Raw genomic sequence first — 18769 nt, 5'->3', positions numbered from 1 at the left:
TCAGGAAGGGCCCGCGTCAGGAAGGGCGCCGCGTCAGGAGGGGCGCCGCATCATCAGGACGGCCGCCGGAACGTACCAGAGCAGCGGCACCAGCCGGAGCAGGGTGGTCAGCCAGCCCATGGGGGACAGCGGCCCGCTCTCCGGTATCACAGACAGCGCGGACAGGAACGAGGCAGCCGCCGCAAAGGCGGCGATCCAGCCCAAGGCCGCGGGAGATGCCTTCATCCGCAGCGACAACACAGCAATGGCGGTGAACATCACTCCGGCGGGCAGGTTCGCCAGGGCAAGCGTTACGAGGCACAGATCCGCGACGGCGGCGGCCACCCCCGGTGCCACCGCGGCCTGCGACGGTAGGGTCAGCGTGATCTGGGCAGCCTGGCCCAGGATGTTCAACCCAGCCCCCAGCACCCCTGCCGTGCACGCGATCCCTGCCAGCGTCCCGCGTAGCCGGCATCGGAGGCAGTTGGCCACGGTCCGGGGAGGAGTACTTCCATGGATCCGCCCGCAATGCCGAGCGCTGCCGACACCAATCCGGCCAGGCCGCCCGACAACCGCAAGCGCTCGCCGTCGGTAGCAGCAGCTGCCGGATCCCGCCGCACGCGGGTCATCCCCTGGCCGCCAGCAGCCGGTCCATCACCAGGCCGGTCACCAGCGCCATGCCGGCCGCCATCAGGATGGCGGCCGCGACACCAATGGCGATTACCGTCGTCGGATGCTGTCCCGGCTGCCACAGCGGAGGTGCGACGGCGAAGAACAGTCCCAGCCCGACGCACCATGCCAGTGCATTCCCGCCCACCCACCGTCCGCTGTGGGCGAGGTGGCGGCGCAGTTCAGGCCACTGCGCCAGGCCGATCGAACAGAGCAGCAGCAAGGCTCCGGGCACTGCGACGGCGAGTTGCAGGACCGGCGGCCAGGCCTGCCATTGTTCTGCGAAAGTGCTGGGCGCAAGCCCGATGATCCAAGCCAGCGCCGCACCGGTGGCGGTGCGGACGGTCCACGAGCGCACACGGAGCCCGGGCAGCTGCCGCTTCAGCACGTGTGCCTGGGCGAGTCCCAGGACTGTGCCTTCCGCGACACCTGCCACGGCCAGCCACGCCAAGGCGCCGGCCGTATCCGGAATTATCACGAAGACCGCGACGACGGCGGGAGCCACGAAGCCCACACTCTCACCGAGTGTGACCCACAGGAACCAGCGGCGAAGGAACGGCTTTGGCCGTGCGGGGGCGGCGGGGTCCGCCCGGGTGTCCTCCATGGGGCTGACGCTACGCGCGGGGCGCAGCAGCCGGTGAGGGGCTTAAGGCCCTAACCCCTGCCTCGGCCCCCGGAGCACACTGAAGGTGTCAGCGGCCATCGGCGTGCTGATCCGAAAACGCGATGGAGAAGAGCAGGATTCGAATGAGCAAACCAATCGTCGTCGGTATCAACGGCTCCGCGGGAAGTGAGGCCGCAATGTCGTGGTCGCTGCACCGGGCGGCCAAGCTGAAGCTCCCGGTTATTGCAGTCCATGCAGTGGACGACCGGTGGATGTCGCCGGACTTCCAGTATCACGAACTGATCAGGGAATCAGGCATGGAGTTGCTTAGGCAGGTCCAGGAGGATGCCGCCAAGAAGGAACCCGGCGTTGCCGTCGATGTGCAGTTGCGGCACGGAAGCGCAGGCTCGGCCCTGAAGGAAATATCCAAAGAGGCCGCCATGCTGGTCATCGGCTCGCACCACCGCCACTGGGCCGACGGAGGACCCATGACGGACCGCGCCCTTCAGGTGGTTACCGCGTCCGACAGCCCGGTGGCAGTCATACCGCAGGCCCAGGGGCCGCAGGGACGCGGCGTCGTAGTGGGCGTGGACGGCTCGGAGGAGTCCTTGCAGGCTGTGGCGTTTGCCGCGGCGGAAGCCGACCGTGAAGGGGATGAGCTGACTGCCCTGCTGGCGTTCCGGCGCCCCGCCCGCTGGGTCCAGAGCGGGATGCCTGCGAGCGGCCTGGCTGAAGTCATTGAGGAAGAGGACAAAATCGTGCTCGCCGAATCGGTCGCCGGGCTGCGGGACAAGTACCCGGACTTGGTGGTGAACCAGGTGCTCGACAAGGACACTGATCCGGCCAAGGCCCTCGTGGAGGCCGCCGCGAACGCGCGGCTCCTGGTGATCGGCAGCCGCGGACGCGGCGGGTTCAGCAGGCTCGTGCTCGGTTCCACCGCCCACGCGGTCCTGCTGCGGGTCCCGTGCCCCACAGTGGTCACCCGGGTGCACAAGATCAAGCACGAGGAATAGCAGGCACACCTCCGGTGCACGAAAAGTGGCCCCCTCCGTGGAGGGGGCCACCTTCGCGTCCGGAACCAGTTGCCCGCTTCACTGACCGTTCTTGGGTGCCAGGTAATGCGCCTTTGATCCACGTGCGAACTAGATCCGCCGGGGTGCTAGATCCATTTGGGTGCTGGGGGTACTTCGGGCAGGTCAGCGTCCGACGCCGGTGTCGCGGCATCCGCCGCTGTGCCGGCTGTTGCTGTGGTGCTTGTTGCTCTCACGCCGTGGGTGCCGCGTCCGGTGGCCCATTGGGTGATGGCTGTGAGCGGGCCGGTGATCAGTGTTGGTGTTTCGGCGTTGGTGTCGCCGAAGGTCAGGGCGTCCGGCTGGTCGGTGACTTTGATGAGTAGTCCGGTGTCGGTGCCGCGGGTGTGCCAGGCACTGGTGATGTCCTTCAGGAGCCGTTCGAGGACGGGTTCGGGGATGTCCCGGAAGCTGGCGCCGTTGTCCAGGTCCACGGCGTGGACCCAGACTTCCCGGGTCCGCATCCACACGGTTTCCTCGGCCGGGACGATCCTGCCCTGGGCTGTTTTGACTTTGTGGTGCCAGGCCTCGGCCGGGAGGTCCCGCCATTCGACGTTCAGGTGCACCGCGGAGTGGTCGAACAGGTGCCGCAGCGCGATCGGCGGAAGGGTGGCTCCGAAGTTGATTTCGTGGTCCCGCACCGACGTGGAGGCGTACATGGGTGTCTCCACGCCGGTGGCGGCCCACTCGATCAGCCGCGCGATGGCCCGCGCGTTGTAGCCGATGTGGGCCGTCACGTGCCGCCGGGTCCAGCCCGGCAGCAGCGAATCCCCGTCCAGGTCCGCGTCGGTGAGCTCGTTGAGCTTGCGGGCGAAAAACGCCGTGCCCCGCCGTGCCTGCAGCAAACCCTCGAGCAGGACCGGGTCCGTGGTCTGGTCGTGGCGGGCGACCATCAGGCTTCCTTGACCACGCGGTTGCTCAGCTGGCCCAGGCCCTCGATGGTGGTGACCAGGATCTGGCCTTCCTGCAGGTACCTTTGGGATCCTGGGCGTGGCCCACACCGCCCGGGGTGCCGGTCNGTCGTGGCGGGCGACCATCAGGCTTCCTTGACCACGCGGTTGCTCAGCTGGCCCAGGCCCTCGATGGTGGTGACCAGGATCTGGCCTTCCTGCAGGTAGCGCTTGGGGTCCTGCGCGTGGCCCACCCCTCCCGGGGTGCCGGTCGCGATCACGTCACCGGGGTTAAGGGTGATGATCGTGGAGATGTAGGAGACCAGGAATTCCGGGGTGAACACCAGGTCACCGGTCGGGGTGGACTGCTGGACCTCGCCGTCCACGGCCGAGGTCATCAGCGGGCCAGCGGTGAACTCATCCCGCGTGACCAGGGCCGGGCCGAACGGGGTGGACTTCTCCCAGGTCTTGCCCTGGAGCCACTGGATGGTGCGGAACTGGTAGTCGCGCATGGACACATCGTTCAGCACCGAGTACCCGGCGATGTAGTCCTTGGCGTCCGCTTCGCTGATCCGGCGGCCCTTCTTACCGATCACCACGGCGAGTTCGGCTTCCCAGTCCACGGTGTCCGATTCCTGCGGCAGGGCCAGGTCGTCGTTCGGGCCGATCAGGGATTCCTGGTATTTCGCGAACAGGGTGGGGTACTCCGGGATGTCCCGGCCCATTTCCTTGATGTGGTTGCGGTAGTTGTGGCCCACGCAGATGATCTTGCCCGGGAACGGGACCACCGGGGCAAGGTCCGCGCCCTCAAGCGGGTGCGTCGCGCCGGCCGCGGCCTTCGCGGTCGCTTCCCAGCCTTCGGTGCGGAGGAGCGCTCCGACGTCGGCGAACCCGTCGATTTCGGTCAGGGTGGTCCCGTCCTGGCGGACAGCCACGGTGCCGTTAGCGTTGCCGGCGGGGGTGCGGAGGGTGAGGAGTCTCATTACTTGGTGCGTCCTTCGATGTAGGTGCGGTTGAAGTTCAGTCGTTCAAAGATCGGGGCGTCGCTGAAGCGGAACAGGTCAAAGGTTGCNGAGGAGTCTCATTACTTGGTGCGTCCTTCGATGTAGGTGCGGTTGAAGTTCAGTCGTTCAAAGATCGGGGCGTCGCTGAAGCGGAACAGGTCAAAGGTTGCCTTCGAGCCGGTCCCGGCCTGCAGGGACCATTCAGCCCAGGACGGGACAACGAAGAGGTCACCCTTCTCCAGGGTCCTGCTCTCGCCATTCAGGGTGGCGGTGCCGGTGCCTTCGAAGACCTGCCAGACACTGGAGCCGACCTCGCGGACCGCTTCAGTGGTCGCGCCGGCGCGGAGGCGGTGGAATTCGGCCCGGATGGTGGGCATNCTGCCAGACACTGGAGCCGACCTCGCGGACCGCTTCAGTGGTCGCGCCGGCGCGGAGGCGGTGGAATTCGGCCCGGATGGTGGGCATCACATCCCCGCCGGTGGTCGGGTTGGTGTAGCGGACCGCGGCGTGGCCCTGGGACACGGTGGCCGGGTGGCCCTCGTCCTCGAGCAAAAGCTGCTCGGTCAGGGCCCGGTCGGTGTATTCCCACCGGTACGCCGCGATGGGGGAGCTGGTGGTGTCATCCAGGCCCGAGAGCGGGCGCAGCCCGGGGTGGGCCCAGAGCCGCTCGGAGCGGGAAATGTCCGGGGTGGCCTCGTCCGTGACCCGCTCGGTGCCGAACTCGAAGAACCCGGCGTCCGCGTAATGCACGAACGGGATGTCCAGCCCGTCGATCCAGGCCATCGGCTCATCAGTGTCGTTGTGGTGGCCGTGGAAGTTCCAGCCCGGGGTCAGCAGGAAGTCGCCGCGGGACATCCGCACCGGGTCCCCGTTCACCACCGTCCAGACACCCTCGCCCTCGACGACGAAGCGGAACGCGTTCTGCGAGTGGCGGTGCTCCGGCGCGGTCTCACGCGCACCGAGGTACTGGATCGCAGCCCACAACGTCGGGGTCGCGTACGGGGTACCGGCAAGGCCCGGGTTCGCCAGGGCAATAGCACGGCGTTCCCCGCCACGGCCCACCGGGACCAGGTCACCGGCACGGGCCGCCAACGGGTACAAGTCGCTCCACCGCCACACATGGGCCACCGCCTTCGGGGACGGGACCATCGGCATCAAATCCGCGATCTCAGTCCACAACGGGATCAGGTTCTCCCGATCAAAATCCCGGTACAGCTGCTCCAGCTGCGCAGCCTCCTCCGCCGTCGGCTCCGGCAAGGCGTGGCTGGCGGCCACTGATTCATGAGTTGTGTTCTCGGCGCTGATGGACACAGGTGCCTCCTCGGTGAGTGCGGAACAGTTCGTTGGCGTGTCTCGACTCTACGGAGGGCTTCCCTGTGAGCTCCAACATATTCTGCTGGCCAGAATTGCTAGTCCGCGTCGGCCGGATTGGCCGCGATGTCTATCTCCAGCTGACGGCAGGTTTCCCGCAGGGCGCGGACGAGCCCGGCGTCGAACACCCGGCGGAAGCGGGTCGCCGGAGTGGCGACACTGAGCGCGCCGACCACGTTTCCGTGACGGTTGTGCAGGGCAATCCCGAGGGCGCTGACCCCCTCCTCCGTTCCTTCGAAATTGGCGGCGAAACCGTTGCTGCGGATGGATTCCAGCTCGCGGAGGAACGCCGGGTATTCCGCGTCAGGGATGGTGTCGCCACCGATTTCGGCGTTGTTGCTGCGGAAAAGCTGGTCAATCATTGGCGTTTCCAGTTCGGCGAGCATGGCCTTGCCTCCGGAGGTCTTGTTGGCAGGCATCACCGTCCCTTGCCGGTCACCCACTCGCAACACATTGTTTCCTTCCACGGTGGCCAGGAAACGCGCTTTCGTGCCCACCCGCACCATGAGGTTGACGGTCTCGTTGAGTTGCGCGGACAGCAGCTCCATGTGCGGCTGGGCGAGGGAGCGGAGCAGCCTGGTCCAGCTCAGCCCGGCCGGCCCGACACCCATGGCCGGACCTGGCACGTAGCGGCGGGTTTCATCCTGCACCGCGAACCCGCGGTAGACCAGCATCGCCAGGAGGCGGTGGGCGGTGGACGGAGCAACGGCCAGCTCCTCCGCTGCGTCCTTGAGCCGCAGCGCCCCGCCGTCGCGGAGCAGTTGCAGAAGCTGCAGCGCATTGTCCACTGCCTCGATGGAATAGGTGGGCCGCTTCTGCACGGGTTTCCGGACTGTTCTGGATGCGGGTTTGGGGGCTGGCTCTTTCTGCACATCAGAATTGTATTGTGGTTCACCTCCAACGGCCATGACAGTAGTGGCATGAATCACACACCTTCCGCTGCAGTGCCGCAACGGTCCTCGCCGGGGGCTTCCGCCCCCACAACCGTTGATGGGCCTGCATCGCGGTTCTCGAAAGCTTCGGCCGCCGCCGTCCTCGTCTGCTGGCTACTGGTGGTCTTCGATGGCTATGACCTCATCGTCTACGGGACTGTCCAGTCGTCCCTGATCACCGAGACCGGCTGGGGCCTGAACAAGGCCACCGCCGGGACCATCGGATCCATGGCCTTCCTCGGCATGATGATCGGGGCGATCTTTGCCGGCCGGATGGCCGACTCGTGGGGCCGCCGCCGCACCATCCTGGGCTGCGCCGTCGTTTTCTCCATCTTCACTGTCCTCTGCGCCTTCGCTCCCAACGCTGCCGTCTTCGGCGTTATGCGGCTCCTTGCCGGCATCGGGCTCGGCGGCCTGGTGCCGTCGGCGAACGCCCTTGTTGCCGAACTCGTCCCCACCAAGTGGCGGTCCACCATCGCCACCCTGATGATGTCCGGTGTCCCCATCGGCGGATCAATCGCCGCACTGGTCGGCATCCAGCTGATTCCCGCCTTCGGCTGGCAGTCGATGTTCCTCGTGGCCGTCCTGGCCCTGGTGATCGTCGTGCCGCTGGGACTGAAATACCTCCCGGAGACACTGACTCCGGTCAGTGCAGCAGACAAGGCCGCAGGTCAAGGCCCGGCGAAGGCCGCCGGGAAGGGCCGCGCAGTCAGGGAACCGTCCGGCTTCTCTTCCCTGCTCCGGGCACCGTACCTGGGGGTAAGCCTGCTGTTTGCCCTGGCGACGATCGCCACCCTGTTCGCCTGGTACGGACTCGGAACCTGGCTGCCCAACCTCATGCAACTGGCCGGATACAACCTGGGATCCGCCCTGACCTTCACCCTGGCCCTCAACCTGGGTGCGGTGGCCGGTTCAGTCATTACTGCCTGGGCCGGGACCCGCTTCGGTCCGATTCCGACGGCGATCGCCGCCGCGGCGGTCGCTGCGGGTGCGCTCGTGGTACTGGTCACGGGACCTCCTGTCACCGTGGTCTACCTCATGCTGGTCCTTGCGGGCGTCGGCACCCACGGCACACAGTGCCTGATCATCGCCGCCGTCGCGAGCCACTATCCCGGACACCTGCGGGGCACCGCGCTGGGCTGGGCGCTCGGGACAGGCCGCATCGGCGCCGTCGTCGCACCCCAGGTGGGTGGCCTCCTGCTGGCCGCCGGAATGGGCGTCAACTCCAACTTCATCGCCTTCGCCGGGGCAGCAGCCATCGCAGCGGTGCTGCTGGCCGCCGTCGGCCTCAAACTCAAGTCAAAAATTTCAACCTCACACTCACCTACAGGAGCAAGCAATGTCTGAGCACGCCACGTCCACCGATGTCCTCGTCATCGGAGGGGGAATGGCCGGACTGGCCGGAGCCCTCGCGCTGCGTGAAAACGGCGCCAACGTCACCCTCGTGGAGCGTGCCCCCGAATTCGGCGAGGTGGGCGCGGGTCTGCAGATGGCCCCCAACGCTTCCCGCGTCCTCCGGCGCTGGGGCCTGCTGGAAAAGGCACTGGAAATCGGTGTCCAGCCCAAGCACCTGGTGTTCCGCGACGCCGTCACCGGCGAGGAGCTGACCCGCCAGACGCTCGGCGCGGAGTTCGAGGAACGCTACGGCGCCCCGTACGTCGTAATCCACCGCAGCGACCTGCACCGTGTCCTCCTCGAAGGCTGTGAAGCGGCCGGCGTGACGCTGGTCAACGACGTCATGGTCGAGAGCGTTGAGACCGTGAACGGCCGCGGTGTGGCCCACACGGCGGCCGGCGTGGACTTCGAGGCCGACGTCGTGATCGGCGCCGACGGACTCAAGTCCACCCTGCGTCCGCTCGTGGCCAGCGACGAGCCGGTGCCCTCGGCCTACGTGGCATACCGCGGCACCGTGCCCATCACCGAAAACACCCCCAAGACCGACCTCGAGGACGTCATCGTCTACCTCGGCCCGGACTGCCACCTCGTACAGTACCCGCTGCGCAAGGGCGAGCTGCTGAACACTGTGGCCGTCTTCAAATCCGCCTCCTTCGAGCGCGGCGAAGAGCAGTACGGCGGCGTCGACGAGCTCGAGGCGGCCTACAAGGACTGCGTTCCGGCGGTTCAGGACGCGCTCAAGAACCTGGCCACCGGCATCCGGTGGCCCATGTACGACCGCGACCCGATCGAGAACTGGGTGGCCGGCCGGATGGTGCTGATGGGCGACGCCGCGCACCCGATGCTCCAGTACCTCGCCCAGGGTGCCTGCCAGGCCCTCGAAGACGCCGCTGTGCTGCAGGACGTCAGCAACGGAACCGTCTTCACCGCGGAAGGCATCAACCCGGAAGCCTGGGACGGTGCGATCAAGGACTTCAACAGCATTCGTGCCGGCCGGACCGCCAGGGTCCAGCGCACTGCCCGCGTCTGGGGCGAATCCTGGCACGTCTCCGGGCTTGCCCGGACCCTGCGCAATCTGCTCTTCAAGAGCCGGAAGGACAACGACTTCCAGTACAACGACTGGCTGTACGGCCAGGCCGGCGAGGGAGTTCCCGCGGCACGGAATGCGGCAGCGGCGGCGAAAGTCCCCGCCTAGTCTTACGCTCCAGCCCTAACGCTGCACCCTGGGAAGTGCCGGACTCGTGACCGTGTCCGGCACTTTTCCCGTTGGCACGGAGGCGGTTGCCCGTCCCACCCGCCGTCGGTAACGTTTTTTGTGGAGCATCTGAAGGGCGTGGAGCTCTTGGAGGAAAGGACCCGGGCGTGAGGAATGTCTCCCTCTACCTGGACGTGGACGGCGTGATTTGCCCGTTCGGGGCGGCCGGCACCACGGACTGGGGGAGCCGGTGGCGAATTTCCGACGCCGGGTTGCTTGAAGTCGCATACGCCGGTGAGCTCGTGGAGTCCCTCAACGCACTGTCCAGGACACCCGGCCTCCGATGCGTCTGGCTTACCAGCTGGGAGGAGATGGCACCGGATTACTTGTGCCCCGCGATCGGCCTTGCCGGGCAGGAATGGCCTGTGCTGGCGAGCAATGGACTGGGCAGCGGCGAAGGCTGGTGGAAACTGCAGGCACTGCAGCGGGACATCGAGGTGTCTGCGCCGGACCGTGCCGTCTGGATCGACGACCAGCTCGATTTCGAGACCGAGGCCCGGGCGTGGGCTTCCATCCTTGGCCCGCGCCTGCTGCTGATTTCGCCGCAGCCCAGGCGTGGATTGTCCCGCGCTGAGCTGGAGGCCGTGCGTGCTTTCCTTTGACCGCCGGTTGTTTTGTCCTCACGGCGTTGACGCGTACGATCGATAAGGTTTCAAGCCCCTTCCGAACAACACCACCTGAACTTCCGGCAAACACCGGGGTAACGCTGCGTGCGGACGGGGCACCGGGGAAGTGGAACTGCTGACCGTCGACTCTGCAGATTGGGCAACAGGTGGAAATCACCGTCATGGTGGCGCTGGTAATAGCGCTGGCACTTTTTTTCGACTTCACCAACGGTTTTCATGACACCGCGAACGCAATGGCTACGCCTATTGCCACCGGTGCCATCAAACCCAAGACGGCGGTTGCCCTCGCAGCGGTCCTGAACCTGGTCGGAGCCTTCCTTTCCACCGAAGTGGCCAAGACTGTTTCCGGCGGAATCATCAAGGAAGGGTCCGACGGCATCCAGATCACCCCGGACATCATCTTTGCCGGCTTGATGGGCGCCATCCTCTGGAACATGATCACGTGGCTTAAGGGACTCCCGTCAAGTTCGTCACACGCCCTCTTCGGCGGCCTCATCGGCGCAGCGATCGCCGGCATCGGCATCCATTCGGTGAACTTTGAATCCCTCATGCAGAAGGTCATCCTCCCAGCGATCTTCGCTCCGGTCATTGCCGGCGGCGTGGCCTACGTCTGCACCCGCCTCGCCTACGCACTGACGTCCCGGCACGACCCGGAGACCGGCAGCAAGCTCACCCAGAAGCGTGGCGGTTTCCGCACCGGCCAGATCTTCACGTCCAGCCTCGTGGCACTGGCGCACGGAACCAACGATGCGCAGAAGACCATGGGCATCATCACCCTCGTGCTGATTGCCGCCGGAACGCAGCAGCCGGGCTCCGGTCCGCAGTTCTGGGTCATTGCAGCCTGTGCCTTCGCCATTGCCATCGGCACGTACGCCGGAGGCTGGCGGATCATCCGCACCATGGGCTCCGGCCTTACCGACGTCAAGCCCGCCCAGGGATTCGCAGCCGAAGCCAGCACGGCCTCGGCGATCCTGGCTTCCTCGCACCTGGGCTTTGCGCTGTCCACCACCCAGGTGGCGTCCGGTTCCGTGATCGGCTCGGGGCTGGGCCGCAAAGGCACCTCCGTGCGCTGGGGCACCGCCGGACGGATCGCCGTCGGCTGGCTCTTTACGCTTCCTGCCGCCGGGATCGTCGGCGCCCTGACCGCCCTGCTGGTGAAGACCGGCGTCGTGGGAGTGGTCATTGCCGCTGTGGCCGGAACTGGCGCCGTGCTGTTCATGTTCGTGCAGTCCCGAAAGTCCCATGTGGGCCACCACAATGCCGTGGAGGTCGAGGAAGCAGGGCAGGCCGTCCGCTTCCGCAAGAAGAAGGCACTGGCCGCCAGTCGCGCCCACAAGCTGAACGGTGGAAACAAATGAAATGGTTGGAACTGGTCCAGGTGGCGGGCGCCACGCTCCTGGCGGCGGTGACGGTTGTGGTCCTTTACTCCGTCGGAGTCCGGTTCACCGCGATCGCGGGTGATTCCGAGCAGGCCACGCCGCGGTGGATGAAGTCGCTGGCGTACGCCTGCTTCGGACTGTGCGGCCTCGCGGTGCTCTTCGGGCTGTACCTGATCATTCCGTACTTCAGCAAGTAGCATCAGCGCCGGCCCCGGCGCCAAGGCTGGAACGCAAGGTGCTGCTCTGGCGGATATCGCCCATCGGGGGAATAGTTAACACTGTTTCAGCGTGTTTGGTCCGGCCCCGGTGCCGGCCGATGCCGGGAGTCATCCCGAAGGGTTCTATCCAGGCCGGTTCCCCTGCCGGGAACCGCAAGCAGGTGGGTCTGTCATGCACAGTCAAACCGGGGCAGCAGCCGGGCTAACAGCCCGACGAACAGGCCGGCGACCCGGCCGGCTCCTGGTCGGGCTGCTGGGAACCATGGCGGCTCTGGGGCCGCTCTTCCTCACCAGCGGATGTGTCATCCCGCCGTCCCCGGCTCCGGGCCCTGGGACAACCACGACGACGGCGGCATCCGCTGCCGGGTCCGGCACCACATCGACGGCCTCCTCTAACGCCCCGCCAACGGTTGCCCCGCTCCCGGGGCCCGGCGACGGGCCTCCGCCCGCGCCCGGCGCCGTCGTCATTCGCTGGGTGCCCATCGGCCCGGCCGCGCCCTCTGACCCGCCGGAGGGGACTCTGTACGAACTCGTGCGGGACCGCAACTGCGCCGGCCTGCGCGAATCGACCCTCAACACGGCGTTTCCTGCCGTGTGGACGGCTGCGGAGGCCACCTGCCAGGCGCTGGCCACGGGTCTGCCCGGAGACTGGGACCGGGCCCGGTCCGCGCTGTCTGGTGTTACAGGCCTGCCGCCCGAAAGGTGCTGGGAAATCAAGGTCACGGAATCCCTGCGCCAGGCCGTGGACCTCCGGACCGCCCACCCGGGAGCCCAGCTTCAAATAAATTCAGCAGGCGCCGGTGATGACTGCCCCCGGCGGCTGACAGGGTTGACTGTCCTTGACGGGCCATTTGCCGGCCAGCCCACCCCCACCGTTTCCTCTGCCGGCGGCACCCAGGTGCGGCTGGAAGGGTTCTTCGTGAACGTGGACAGAATCCTGGTGGACGGCACTCCAATCGACGACGGCGGCCAGCAGTTCGGCCCGCAGTTCGGTCCGTTCGTATTTTCCGCTCCTCCGGCCGCAGGTGCCTCCTCTGTCAGAGTCACAGTGGAGGCCACTCCGCCGGTTTCCGGGGCAGCAGTGCTGGTGTATTCCGACGAGACCCCGCCCGGTCCCGGCCCCACGCCGTCTGAACCGGCCACGTCAGGCCCCGCCACGACCGCGCCGCCGTCCGCGCCGCCGCAGACAGGGGCCACAACACGGCTGACGGAACCGCAGTCATGAGCGGCGAGCCGGAGGCGGACCCCCGCTGGAAGCGCGCCGTCGACATGCTGGCGGTCATCGGCCCGCCGTTAACCATCGCCACGGCATTGCTGGTCTACTTCGGCTGGGCACGGACGGATGCCCAAGCGAAGGCGATGGGGCTGGACGTCAGCCTCTTCGGGTACACGGTGCAGGATTTCGTGCTCCGCAGCATCCCGTCGTTGTTCATCCCGCTGGTCTGGCTGCTGCTTGTCGCTGTCGCATGGCTGTCCCTGGACCGGCTCCTGGCCGGACAACTCGCCGCCGGCAGGGTAGCGGGGATCCGGCGGCTCGCGGCGGTAATTCTGTTTACCGGGCTGGCCTGTGCAGCTGCCATGTGGCTGGTGGTGATAGTCCAACCTGAACGCACCGTGCTGTTCGTGCCGTACATTATGGCTGGCGGTGTGCTGCTCGCGGCCTGGGGCCTGAGTCTTTGGCGGCGGACCGCTGAAGCGTCGGGACGCAGCCTTGCCGCGCTGTCGCGGGGGTCCGAGAAGACGCTGGTCTTCTGCCTCGTGACCCTGCTGCTGTTCTGGGGCACCTCGGACTTCGCCCAGGCGCTGGGACGGGGACTTGCGGTGAGCTATGAGGAACGGTCCGCGCTCCTGCCCACCGCCGTTGTGTACAGCAAGGACCGGCTGGGTATCAGTGCGCCCAACGTCCGCGAACAGTACAGCGGAACAGCGGAACATCCCGTTTACCAGTACAGCGGCCTGCGGTTATTGGTGGTTAGCGGCGGGCGCATATTCCTGCTCAACGAGGGCTGGACGCTCCGCAGCGGCAAAGTGGTGGTGCTCCGTGATGATCCCGGTATGCGCGTGGAGTATGGGAACCCCGAGTCCAAATGACTAGGCTGGGGCCATGTCCAGTCTCCAATATTTTGTGGCGTCGTCACTCGACGGATTCATTGCCACGTCCGACGACGACCTGGCATGGCTCCTCCAGTTCGACGGGTTCGAAGGCGGCCGGGAAAGCTACGAAACGTTCATGGCCGACGTCGGCTGCATCGTGATGGGCGGCGAAACATACGCCTGGCTCATGGAGCACGAGCCCGGCAACTGGCCCTACCCTGACACCCCCAGCTGGGTTTTCACCCACCACGAACATTCGGCCCCGCGGGGAGCGGACATCACGTTTATCCGCGGCGACGTCCGCGAGTTCATGGACGACTTCACGGCGGAGGCGGCCGGCAAGAACATCTGGCTGGTAGGCGGGGGAGAGCTCGCGGCCCAGTTCGCCGACGCCGGCCTGCTGGACGAAATCATCGTGTCCATCATCCCGGTGGTGCTCGGTGCCGGTAAGCCTGTGCTGCCCATCAAGACAGGTCCCACCCGGCCGTTGGAGCTGGTGGCGTCCAACACCATGGGCAGGGGAATAGTCGAGCTGCGGTACCGGCTCGGCTGAACGTGCTCGGCCGGAAGGTCAGGGGGCGATATCCCGGATCAGGTTGGTGATGCGGGCCGTGGACAGCCGGCGGCCCGTCTCGTCGGTCATCACGACCTCGTGGGTCGTGAGCGTGCGGCCCAGGTGGATGGCCGTGCAGGTTCCTGTCACAGTGCCCGAGGCAATGGCCCGGTGATGGGTCGCTCCCACCTCGATCCCCATAGCCTGCCGTCCCGGACCGGCATGCATCCCGGCAGCGAACGAGCCAAGCGTCTCGGCCAGCACCACGTGGGCGCCGCCGTGCAGGATCCCGGCCACCTGGGTGTTGCCTTCAACCGGCATGGTGGCCACGGTGCGTTCGGGGCTCATTTCGAGGAAATGGATCCCCATCTTCACCACCAGCGCGCCAACGCCGTATTCGCCGAGCCACTCATGCATTTCTTCGGGAACGCCAGCGGCTGCCAGTTCGTTGGCGAACTGCCCGGGCGTGAAATTGTCCATCATGGGAACTAGGCTGGCACCTGTGAGTGAAACTACCAAACCGGCCCCTGCCCCTCTTTCTGCAGGCACTGCAGCAGACGTCCTACCCGCAACAGAGTCCACCTCAGTGGCTGCAGCCAAGCCCGCCCGGAACACAACACGTACCGCGGAGCCGGTTTCCGCCACCGTGGCCCCCGTGATTCCCATCACCGACCAGCCCCGCCTCCTGGTGCTGGACGGGCACTCCATGGCGTTCAGGGCGTTCTTCGCCCTGCCTGCGGACAAGTTCTCCACCGCTGCGGGGCAGCACACCAACGCGATCCACGGTTTCACGTCCATGCTCATCAACCTGATCAAGGAGCAGCAGCCCACCCACGTCGCCGTGGCCTTCGACGTCTCGGACGAGACCACCCACCGCAAAGCCGAATACAGCGAGTACAAGGGCGGCCGGAATGAGACGCCCCGGGAGATGAGCGGCCAGATCGACCTCATCGACAAGGTCATGGGTGCGTGGGGCATCAAGACCATCAAGATGCCCGGCTACGAAGCGGACGACATCCTGGCAACCCTCGCCGCCATGGGCGAAAAGGCAGGCTACGAAGTGCTGCTGGTGACGGGCGACCGCGATGCCTTCCAGCTGATTACGGACAACGTGTTCGTGCTGTACCCCAGGAAAGGCGTCAGCGATATTCCCCGCCTGGACGCCCCTGCCATCCAGGAAAAGTACTTCGTCACCCCGGCCGAGTACTCCGACCTCGCCGCCCTGGTGGGGGAGTCGGCGGACAACCTCCCGGGCGTGCCCGGCGTCGGTCCCAAGACGGCCGCCAAGTGGATCAACCTCTACGGCGGGCTGGAAGGCGTGCTGGAACACCTCGATTCGATCGGCGGCAAAGTCGGTGACGCCCTCCGCGAGAACGTGGAGTCCGTCAAGCGCAACCGCCGGCTGAACAGGCTCCACACCGACCTGGACCTGCCCGTGACGCTTGACGACCTGGCAGAGCCGCGGCCGGACCAGGCAGCCCTGGAGCAATTGTTCGATGAGCTTGAGTTCAAGACCATCCGCACCCGCCTCTTCGCCCTCTACGGGAGCGACGACGTGGACCTCGCAGAACGGGAAAGCCTGGACATCCCGGACTACGTCACGCCGGCTGGAGCAGCCGAGCTGAGCGCTTTCCTGGCGGCAGGCGCCGGGCAGCGGTCCGCACTCGCTGTAGACCTCGTTCCGGGACGGATCGGGGAGGACGCCGCCGCGCTGGCAATCGTCCGGGACGGAGCCGCCGCCTACATCGACCTTTCGAGCCAGGATGCCGAGGCCGAAAACGTATTGGCCGCGTGGCTGCGCGACCCCGAAGCGCCCAAGGTGATGCACGGTTTCAAAGCCGCACTGAAAGCGCTGACCGCCCGCGGCCTGGAACTTGAAGGCGTCGTGGACGACACCTCGATTTCCGGCTACCTCATCCAGCCCGACCGCCGCACCTACGAGCTCGCGGAGCTGGCGCAGCACCACCTCAACATCGAAATCTCCACCGCCGTTGCGAAGGCCGGACAGCTGGAGCTGGCGTTCGACGGCGACGACTCGGCAGCAGCCGGCGAACTTGTCCACGCCGCTGCCGTCGTCCAGACGCTCAGCCGCTACTTTGAAGCGGAGCTGAAGGAGCGCAAGGCGGAGGAACTGCTCTCCACCCTTGAGCTGCCGGTCAGCAGGGTGCTGGCTGACATGGAGCTCGCCGGCATTGCGATCGACATGCAGCGGATGGATGAGCAGCTGGCTGACCTGGCCAAGGTGATCGACAACGCCCAGGAGCTGGCGTTCGCCGCCATCGGCCACGAAGTCAACCTGGGATCGCCCAAACAGTTGCAGACCGTCCTGTTCGAGGAACTGCAGCTGCCGAAGACGAAGAAGATCAAGTCCGGTTACACCACCGACGCCGCCTCGCTGAAGAACCTGCTGGAAAAGACCGGGCACGAATTCCTGGTGCAGCTGATGGCGCACCGCGAGTCCTCGAAGCTGCGCCAGATGCTGGAGTCGCTCAAGAAGTCCGTGACCGAGGACGGCCGGATCCACACTACGTACGCGCAGAATGTCGCCGCCACCGGCCGGATCTCGTCCAACAACCCCAACCTGCAGAACATCCCCATCCGCAGCGAGGAGGGCCGCCGGGTCCGCGGCATCTTCGTGGTCAGCGACGGCTATGAATGCCTCTTGTCCGCGGACTATTCGCAGATCGAAATGCGGATCATGGCGCATCTCTCGGGGGATGAAGGCCTGATCCAGGCATACCGGGACGGCGAGGACCTGCACCGGTTCGTGGGATCGAATATCTTCCACGTGCCCACGGACCAGGTCACCAGCGCCATGCGTTCCAAGGTCAAGGCGATGTCCTACGGCCTTGCCTACGGCCTGACGTCGTTCGGGCTCTCCAAGCAACTGGAGATTTCCGTTGACGAGGCCCGAACCCTGATGAAGGAGTACTTCGACCGCTTCGGAGCCGTCCGCGACTACCTGCGCGGCGTGGTGGATCAGGCCCGGATCGACGGCTACACCGCCACCATCGAGGGCCGTCGGCGGTACCTACCGGACCTCACCAGCACGGACCGGCAGCTGCGCGAAAATGCGGAACGCATCGCGCTGAACTCACCGATCCAGGGCTCGGCGGCAGACATCATCAAACGGGCCATGCTGGGCGTGCACGCGGAACTGAAGGCCCAGGGCCTGAAATCGCGCATGCTCCTCCAGGTCCATGACGAACTGGTGCTTGAAGTTGCCCCCGGCGAGCGTGTTGCAGTGGAGAAGCTGGTCACCGAGCAGATGGGCTCCGCCGCGGCCCTCAGCGTGCCGCTGGACGTCCAGATCGGCGTCGGTCCGAGCTGGTACGACGCCGGGCACTAGCAGTTTTAGGACGCGCAGGGCGCCGCCGACACGGCGTCCCGCGCGGTGGTTCATTCGGTTCAAGGGGGAGCAGCACGTGGCAGAAAAGTACGAGATCCGTCGATTCAGGGCAGCGGAGAAGGGTGTGCCCGGCTATGAGCAGGGAACCGATTGGATCCAGGCCGTGGGCTTCGGATTCCACGACACCCGCCGGAACGACGAATACGTGGACAAGATCATGGCCATGTACCGCACGGATGGACGCGAGCTGACCGGCGTCTACCAGACGGGTGCAGTGGCACAGCATTCATTGGGTGCCAGTGTCCCCGTGGCAACATTCGGCACGCTCCGCCGGGAACTGAATGTCGGGTACGGCCGCCAGCTTCTCACGCACATGGTGACGGCAGTGACCGTGCGCGGAACCCACCGGCGTCAGGGCCTTTTGCGCCGAATGATGACCGAAGACCTTACCGCGGCGAAGGCGGACGGTCTGGCGATTGCGGCGCTGACCGCCTCCGAGGGCTCCATCTACGGGAGGTTCGGCTACGGCGTTGCAACGTTTGAGCGCAGCATCAAGGTGGATACCGGACCACGGTTCGATCTCCGCCACCAGCCTTCCGGCACGGTGGAGATCGCCGACCGGAAGGTGCTCCTCGAACTGGCCCCTGAAGTGTTCGAGCGCGTTCACCGCCACACTCCCGGTTCCATCGTCCGGCAGGATGCCTACCGGCAGAACATCTCCGGAACTGTGGGCCGCGACGGCAACGAAGATGAAGCCATCAAGTGCGCGTTGCATTACGACGCTGCCGGAGCAGTGGACGGCTACGTCTCGTATAAATTCGCCGGCTGGGACACCAAGCCCTACACGGTGGAAATCGTGGACCTGGTGGCAGCAACGGATGATGCCTACCTGGAGCTCTGGCAGTTCCTGGGCAGCATCGACCTCATCCAGCGTGTCAGCTGGGCGGACGCACCGGTGGACGATCCTCTGGTGTGGGCGCTTGCGGACCCGCGCTGCGTCGAAGCCTCCGACCACCGGGATATGCTCTGGCTCCGGATCCTGGACAGCGTTCAGGCGCTCGGTGCCCGCCGATACTCCGCAGGCGGACGGCTGGTCCTGGAGCTCGAAGATGCCCTGGGATTCGCCGGCGGAACGTTCATCCTTGACGTCAGCGGCGGCGAGGCCAGTGTCTCGGGAGCACAGGCAGGGGCGCGCCCCGACCTGTCGATGGACGTGGCCGATCTCGCCTCCATCTACCTCGGCGCCGTGTGTCCGGTGACGTTGAAGGCGGCGGGGCGGATTCGGGAACACACGTCCGGTGCCGCACTCCGGGCAAGGCTCATGTTCGCCGTCGAACGCGCGCCCCACTGCCTGACGCATTTCTAAAGGGGTTTCGGGCCG

At 66.3% G+C, this 18769-nt stretch carries 18 protein-coding genes and 1 pseudogene; 11 read left to right on the top strand and 8 right to left on the bottom strand.

The annotated features are described in order from the left end of the window. Positions 1–33 precede the first annotated feature (33 nt). Positions 34–393 carry a hypothetical protein gene (locus ASF98_RS20475; RefSeq protein ID WP_055806004.1) on the bottom strand — a complete coding sequence of 120 codons (360 nt, stop codon included), beginning with the start codon at positions 391–393 and terminating at the stop codon, positions 34–36. A gap of 211 nt (positions 394–604) precedes the next feature. Further along, positions 605–1252, bottom strand: coding sequence for a hypothetical protein (locus ASF98_RS20470; RefSeq protein WP_055806000.1), 648 nt, complete (start codon positions 1250–1252; stop codon positions 605–607). Between the two features lie 143 nt (positions 1253–1395). Between ASF98_RS20470 and ASF98_RS20465 the strand changes: the two genes are divergently transcribed. Further along, a complete protein-coding gene (locus ASF98_RS20465; RefSeq protein ID WP_055805997.1) occupies positions 1396–2265 on the top strand; it encodes a universal stress protein in 870 nt (289 codons plus the stop codon). A 146-nt stretch (positions 2266–2411) separates the two neighbouring features. Here the strand turns inward: ASF98_RS20465 and ASF98_RS20460 are convergent, their stop codons facing one another. The 5 genes and pseudogenes from ASF98_RS20460 to ASF98_RS20445 form a co-directional block, all read right to left on the bottom strand. Further along, positions 2412–3215, bottom strand: coding sequence for a maleylpyruvate isomerase family mycothiol-dependent enzyme (locus ASF98_RS20460; protein WP_055805995.1), 804 nt, complete (start codon positions 3213–3215; stop codon positions 2412–2414). A gap of 143 nt (positions 3216–3358) precedes the next feature. Beyond that, complete coding sequence (locus ASF98_RS20455) at positions 3359–4195, bottom strand: fumarylacetoacetate hydrolase family protein (protein ID WP_055805993.1); 837 nt, start codon at positions 4193–4195, stop codon at positions 3359–3361. Positions 4196–4296: 101 nt separating this feature from the next. Further along, positions 4297–4593, bottom strand: a pseudogene (locus ASF98_RS24935) (cupin domain-containing protein); the annotation flags it as partial. A 1-nt stretch (position 4594) separates the two neighbouring features. Further along, on the bottom strand, positions 4595–5527 hold a 933-nt coding region (locus ASF98_RS20450; protein ID WP_235506097.1), incomplete at its 3' end, for a cupin domain-containing protein. A 98-nt stretch (positions 5528–5625) separates the two neighbouring features. Next, positions 5626–6459, bottom strand: a complete 834-nt coding sequence (locus ASF98_RS20445; RefSeq protein ID WP_055805990.1) for an IclR family transcriptional regulator — start codon at positions 6457–6459, stop codon at positions 5626–5628. A gap of 48 nt (positions 6460–6507) precedes the next feature. On the opposite strand from ASF98_RS20445, the gene ASF98_RS20440 reads away from it, so the two are divergent. The 8 genes from ASF98_RS20440 to ASF98_RS20405 all read left to right on the top strand — a co-directional run bounded on the left by ASF98_RS20440 (position 6508) and on the right by ASF98_RS20405 (position 14039). Continuing rightward, the gene (locus ASF98_RS20440; RefSeq protein ID WP_055805988.1) at positions 6508–7866 is read left to right on the top strand and encodes an MFS transporter; all 1359 of its coding nucleotides are present in this window, start codon (positions 6508–6510) and stop codon (positions 7864–7866) included. Further along, on the top strand, positions 7859–9109 hold the full coding sequence (locus ASF98_RS20435; RefSeq protein ID WP_055805985.1) for an FAD-dependent oxidoreductase: 1251 nt from the start codon (positions 7859–7861) through the stop codon (positions 9107–9109). The genes ASF98_RS20440 and ASF98_RS20435 overlap by 8 nt, the downstream gene beginning before the upstream one ends. 167 nt (positions 9110–9276) lie before the next feature. Then, the gene (locus ASF98_RS20430; protein WP_055805981.1) at positions 9277–9771 is read left to right on the top strand and encodes an HAD domain-containing protein; all 495 of its coding nucleotides are present in this window, start codon (positions 9277–9279) and stop codon (positions 9769–9771) included. A gap of 170 nt (positions 9772–9941) precedes the next feature. After that, a complete protein-coding gene (locus ASF98_RS20425) occupies positions 9942–11153 on the top strand; it encodes an inorganic phosphate transporter (RefSeq protein ID WP_055805978.1) in 1212 nt (403 codons plus the stop codon). After that, on the top strand, positions 11150–11371 hold the full coding sequence (locus tag ASF98_RS20420) for a hypothetical protein (RefSeq protein WP_055805976.1): 222 nt from the start codon (positions 11150–11152) through the stop codon (positions 11369–11371). Before ASF98_RS20425 ends, ASF98_RS20420 begins: the two co-directional genes overlap by 4 nt. A 193-nt stretch (positions 11372–11564) precedes the next feature. After that, a complete protein-coding gene (locus ASF98_RS20415) occupies positions 11565–12617 on the top strand; it encodes a hypothetical protein (RefSeq protein WP_156372489.1) in 1053 nt (350 codons plus the stop codon). Further along, on the top strand, positions 12614–13483 hold the full coding sequence (locus tag ASF98_RS20410) for a hypothetical protein (protein ID WP_055805971.1): 870 nt from the start codon (positions 12614–12616) through the stop codon (positions 13481–13483). Before ASF98_RS20415 ends, ASF98_RS20410 begins: the two co-directional genes overlap by 4 nt. 13 nt (positions 13484–13496) lie before the next feature. After that, the gene (locus ASF98_RS20405) at positions 13497–14039 is read left to right on the top strand and encodes a dihydrofolate reductase family protein (RefSeq protein ID WP_055805969.1); all 543 of its coding nucleotides are present in this window, start codon (positions 13497–13499) and stop codon (positions 14037–14039) included. Positions 14040–14057: 18 nt separating this feature from the next. Here ASF98_RS20405 and ASF98_RS20400 read toward each other — a convergent pair whose 3' ends face one another. Further along, a complete protein-coding gene (locus ASF98_RS20400; RefSeq protein WP_055805966.1) occupies positions 14058–14522 on the bottom strand; it encodes a hotdog fold thioesterase in 465 nt (154 codons plus the stop codon). A 223-nt stretch (positions 14523–14745) separates the two neighbouring features. On the opposite strand from ASF98_RS20400, the gene polA reads away from it, so the two are divergent. Together polA and ASF98_RS20390 are read left to right on the top strand one after the other, a co-directional pair. Beyond that, positions 14746–17388 (top strand): DNA polymerase I, encoded by a 2643-nt coding sequence (gene polA / locus ASF98_RS20395; RefSeq protein WP_055806653.1) that lies wholly within the window; start codon positions 14746–14748, stop codon positions 17386–17388. Positions 17389–17464: 76 nt separating this feature from the next. Further along, complete coding sequence (locus ASF98_RS20390; protein WP_055805963.1) at positions 17465–18754, top strand: GNAT family N-acetyltransferase; 1290 nt, start codon at positions 17465–17467, stop codon at positions 18752–18754. Positions 18755–18769 lie beyond the last annotated feature (15 nt).

It is taken from the genome of Arthrobacter sp. Leaf337 (genome assembly GCF_001423745.1).
Taxonomy (GTDB): domain Bacteria; phylum Actinomycetota; class Actinomycetes; order Actinomycetales; family Micrococcaceae; genus Arthrobacter.
Note: the sequence above shows the minus strand (reverse complement) of the source record. Positions and strands in the feature narration are given on the sequence as shown.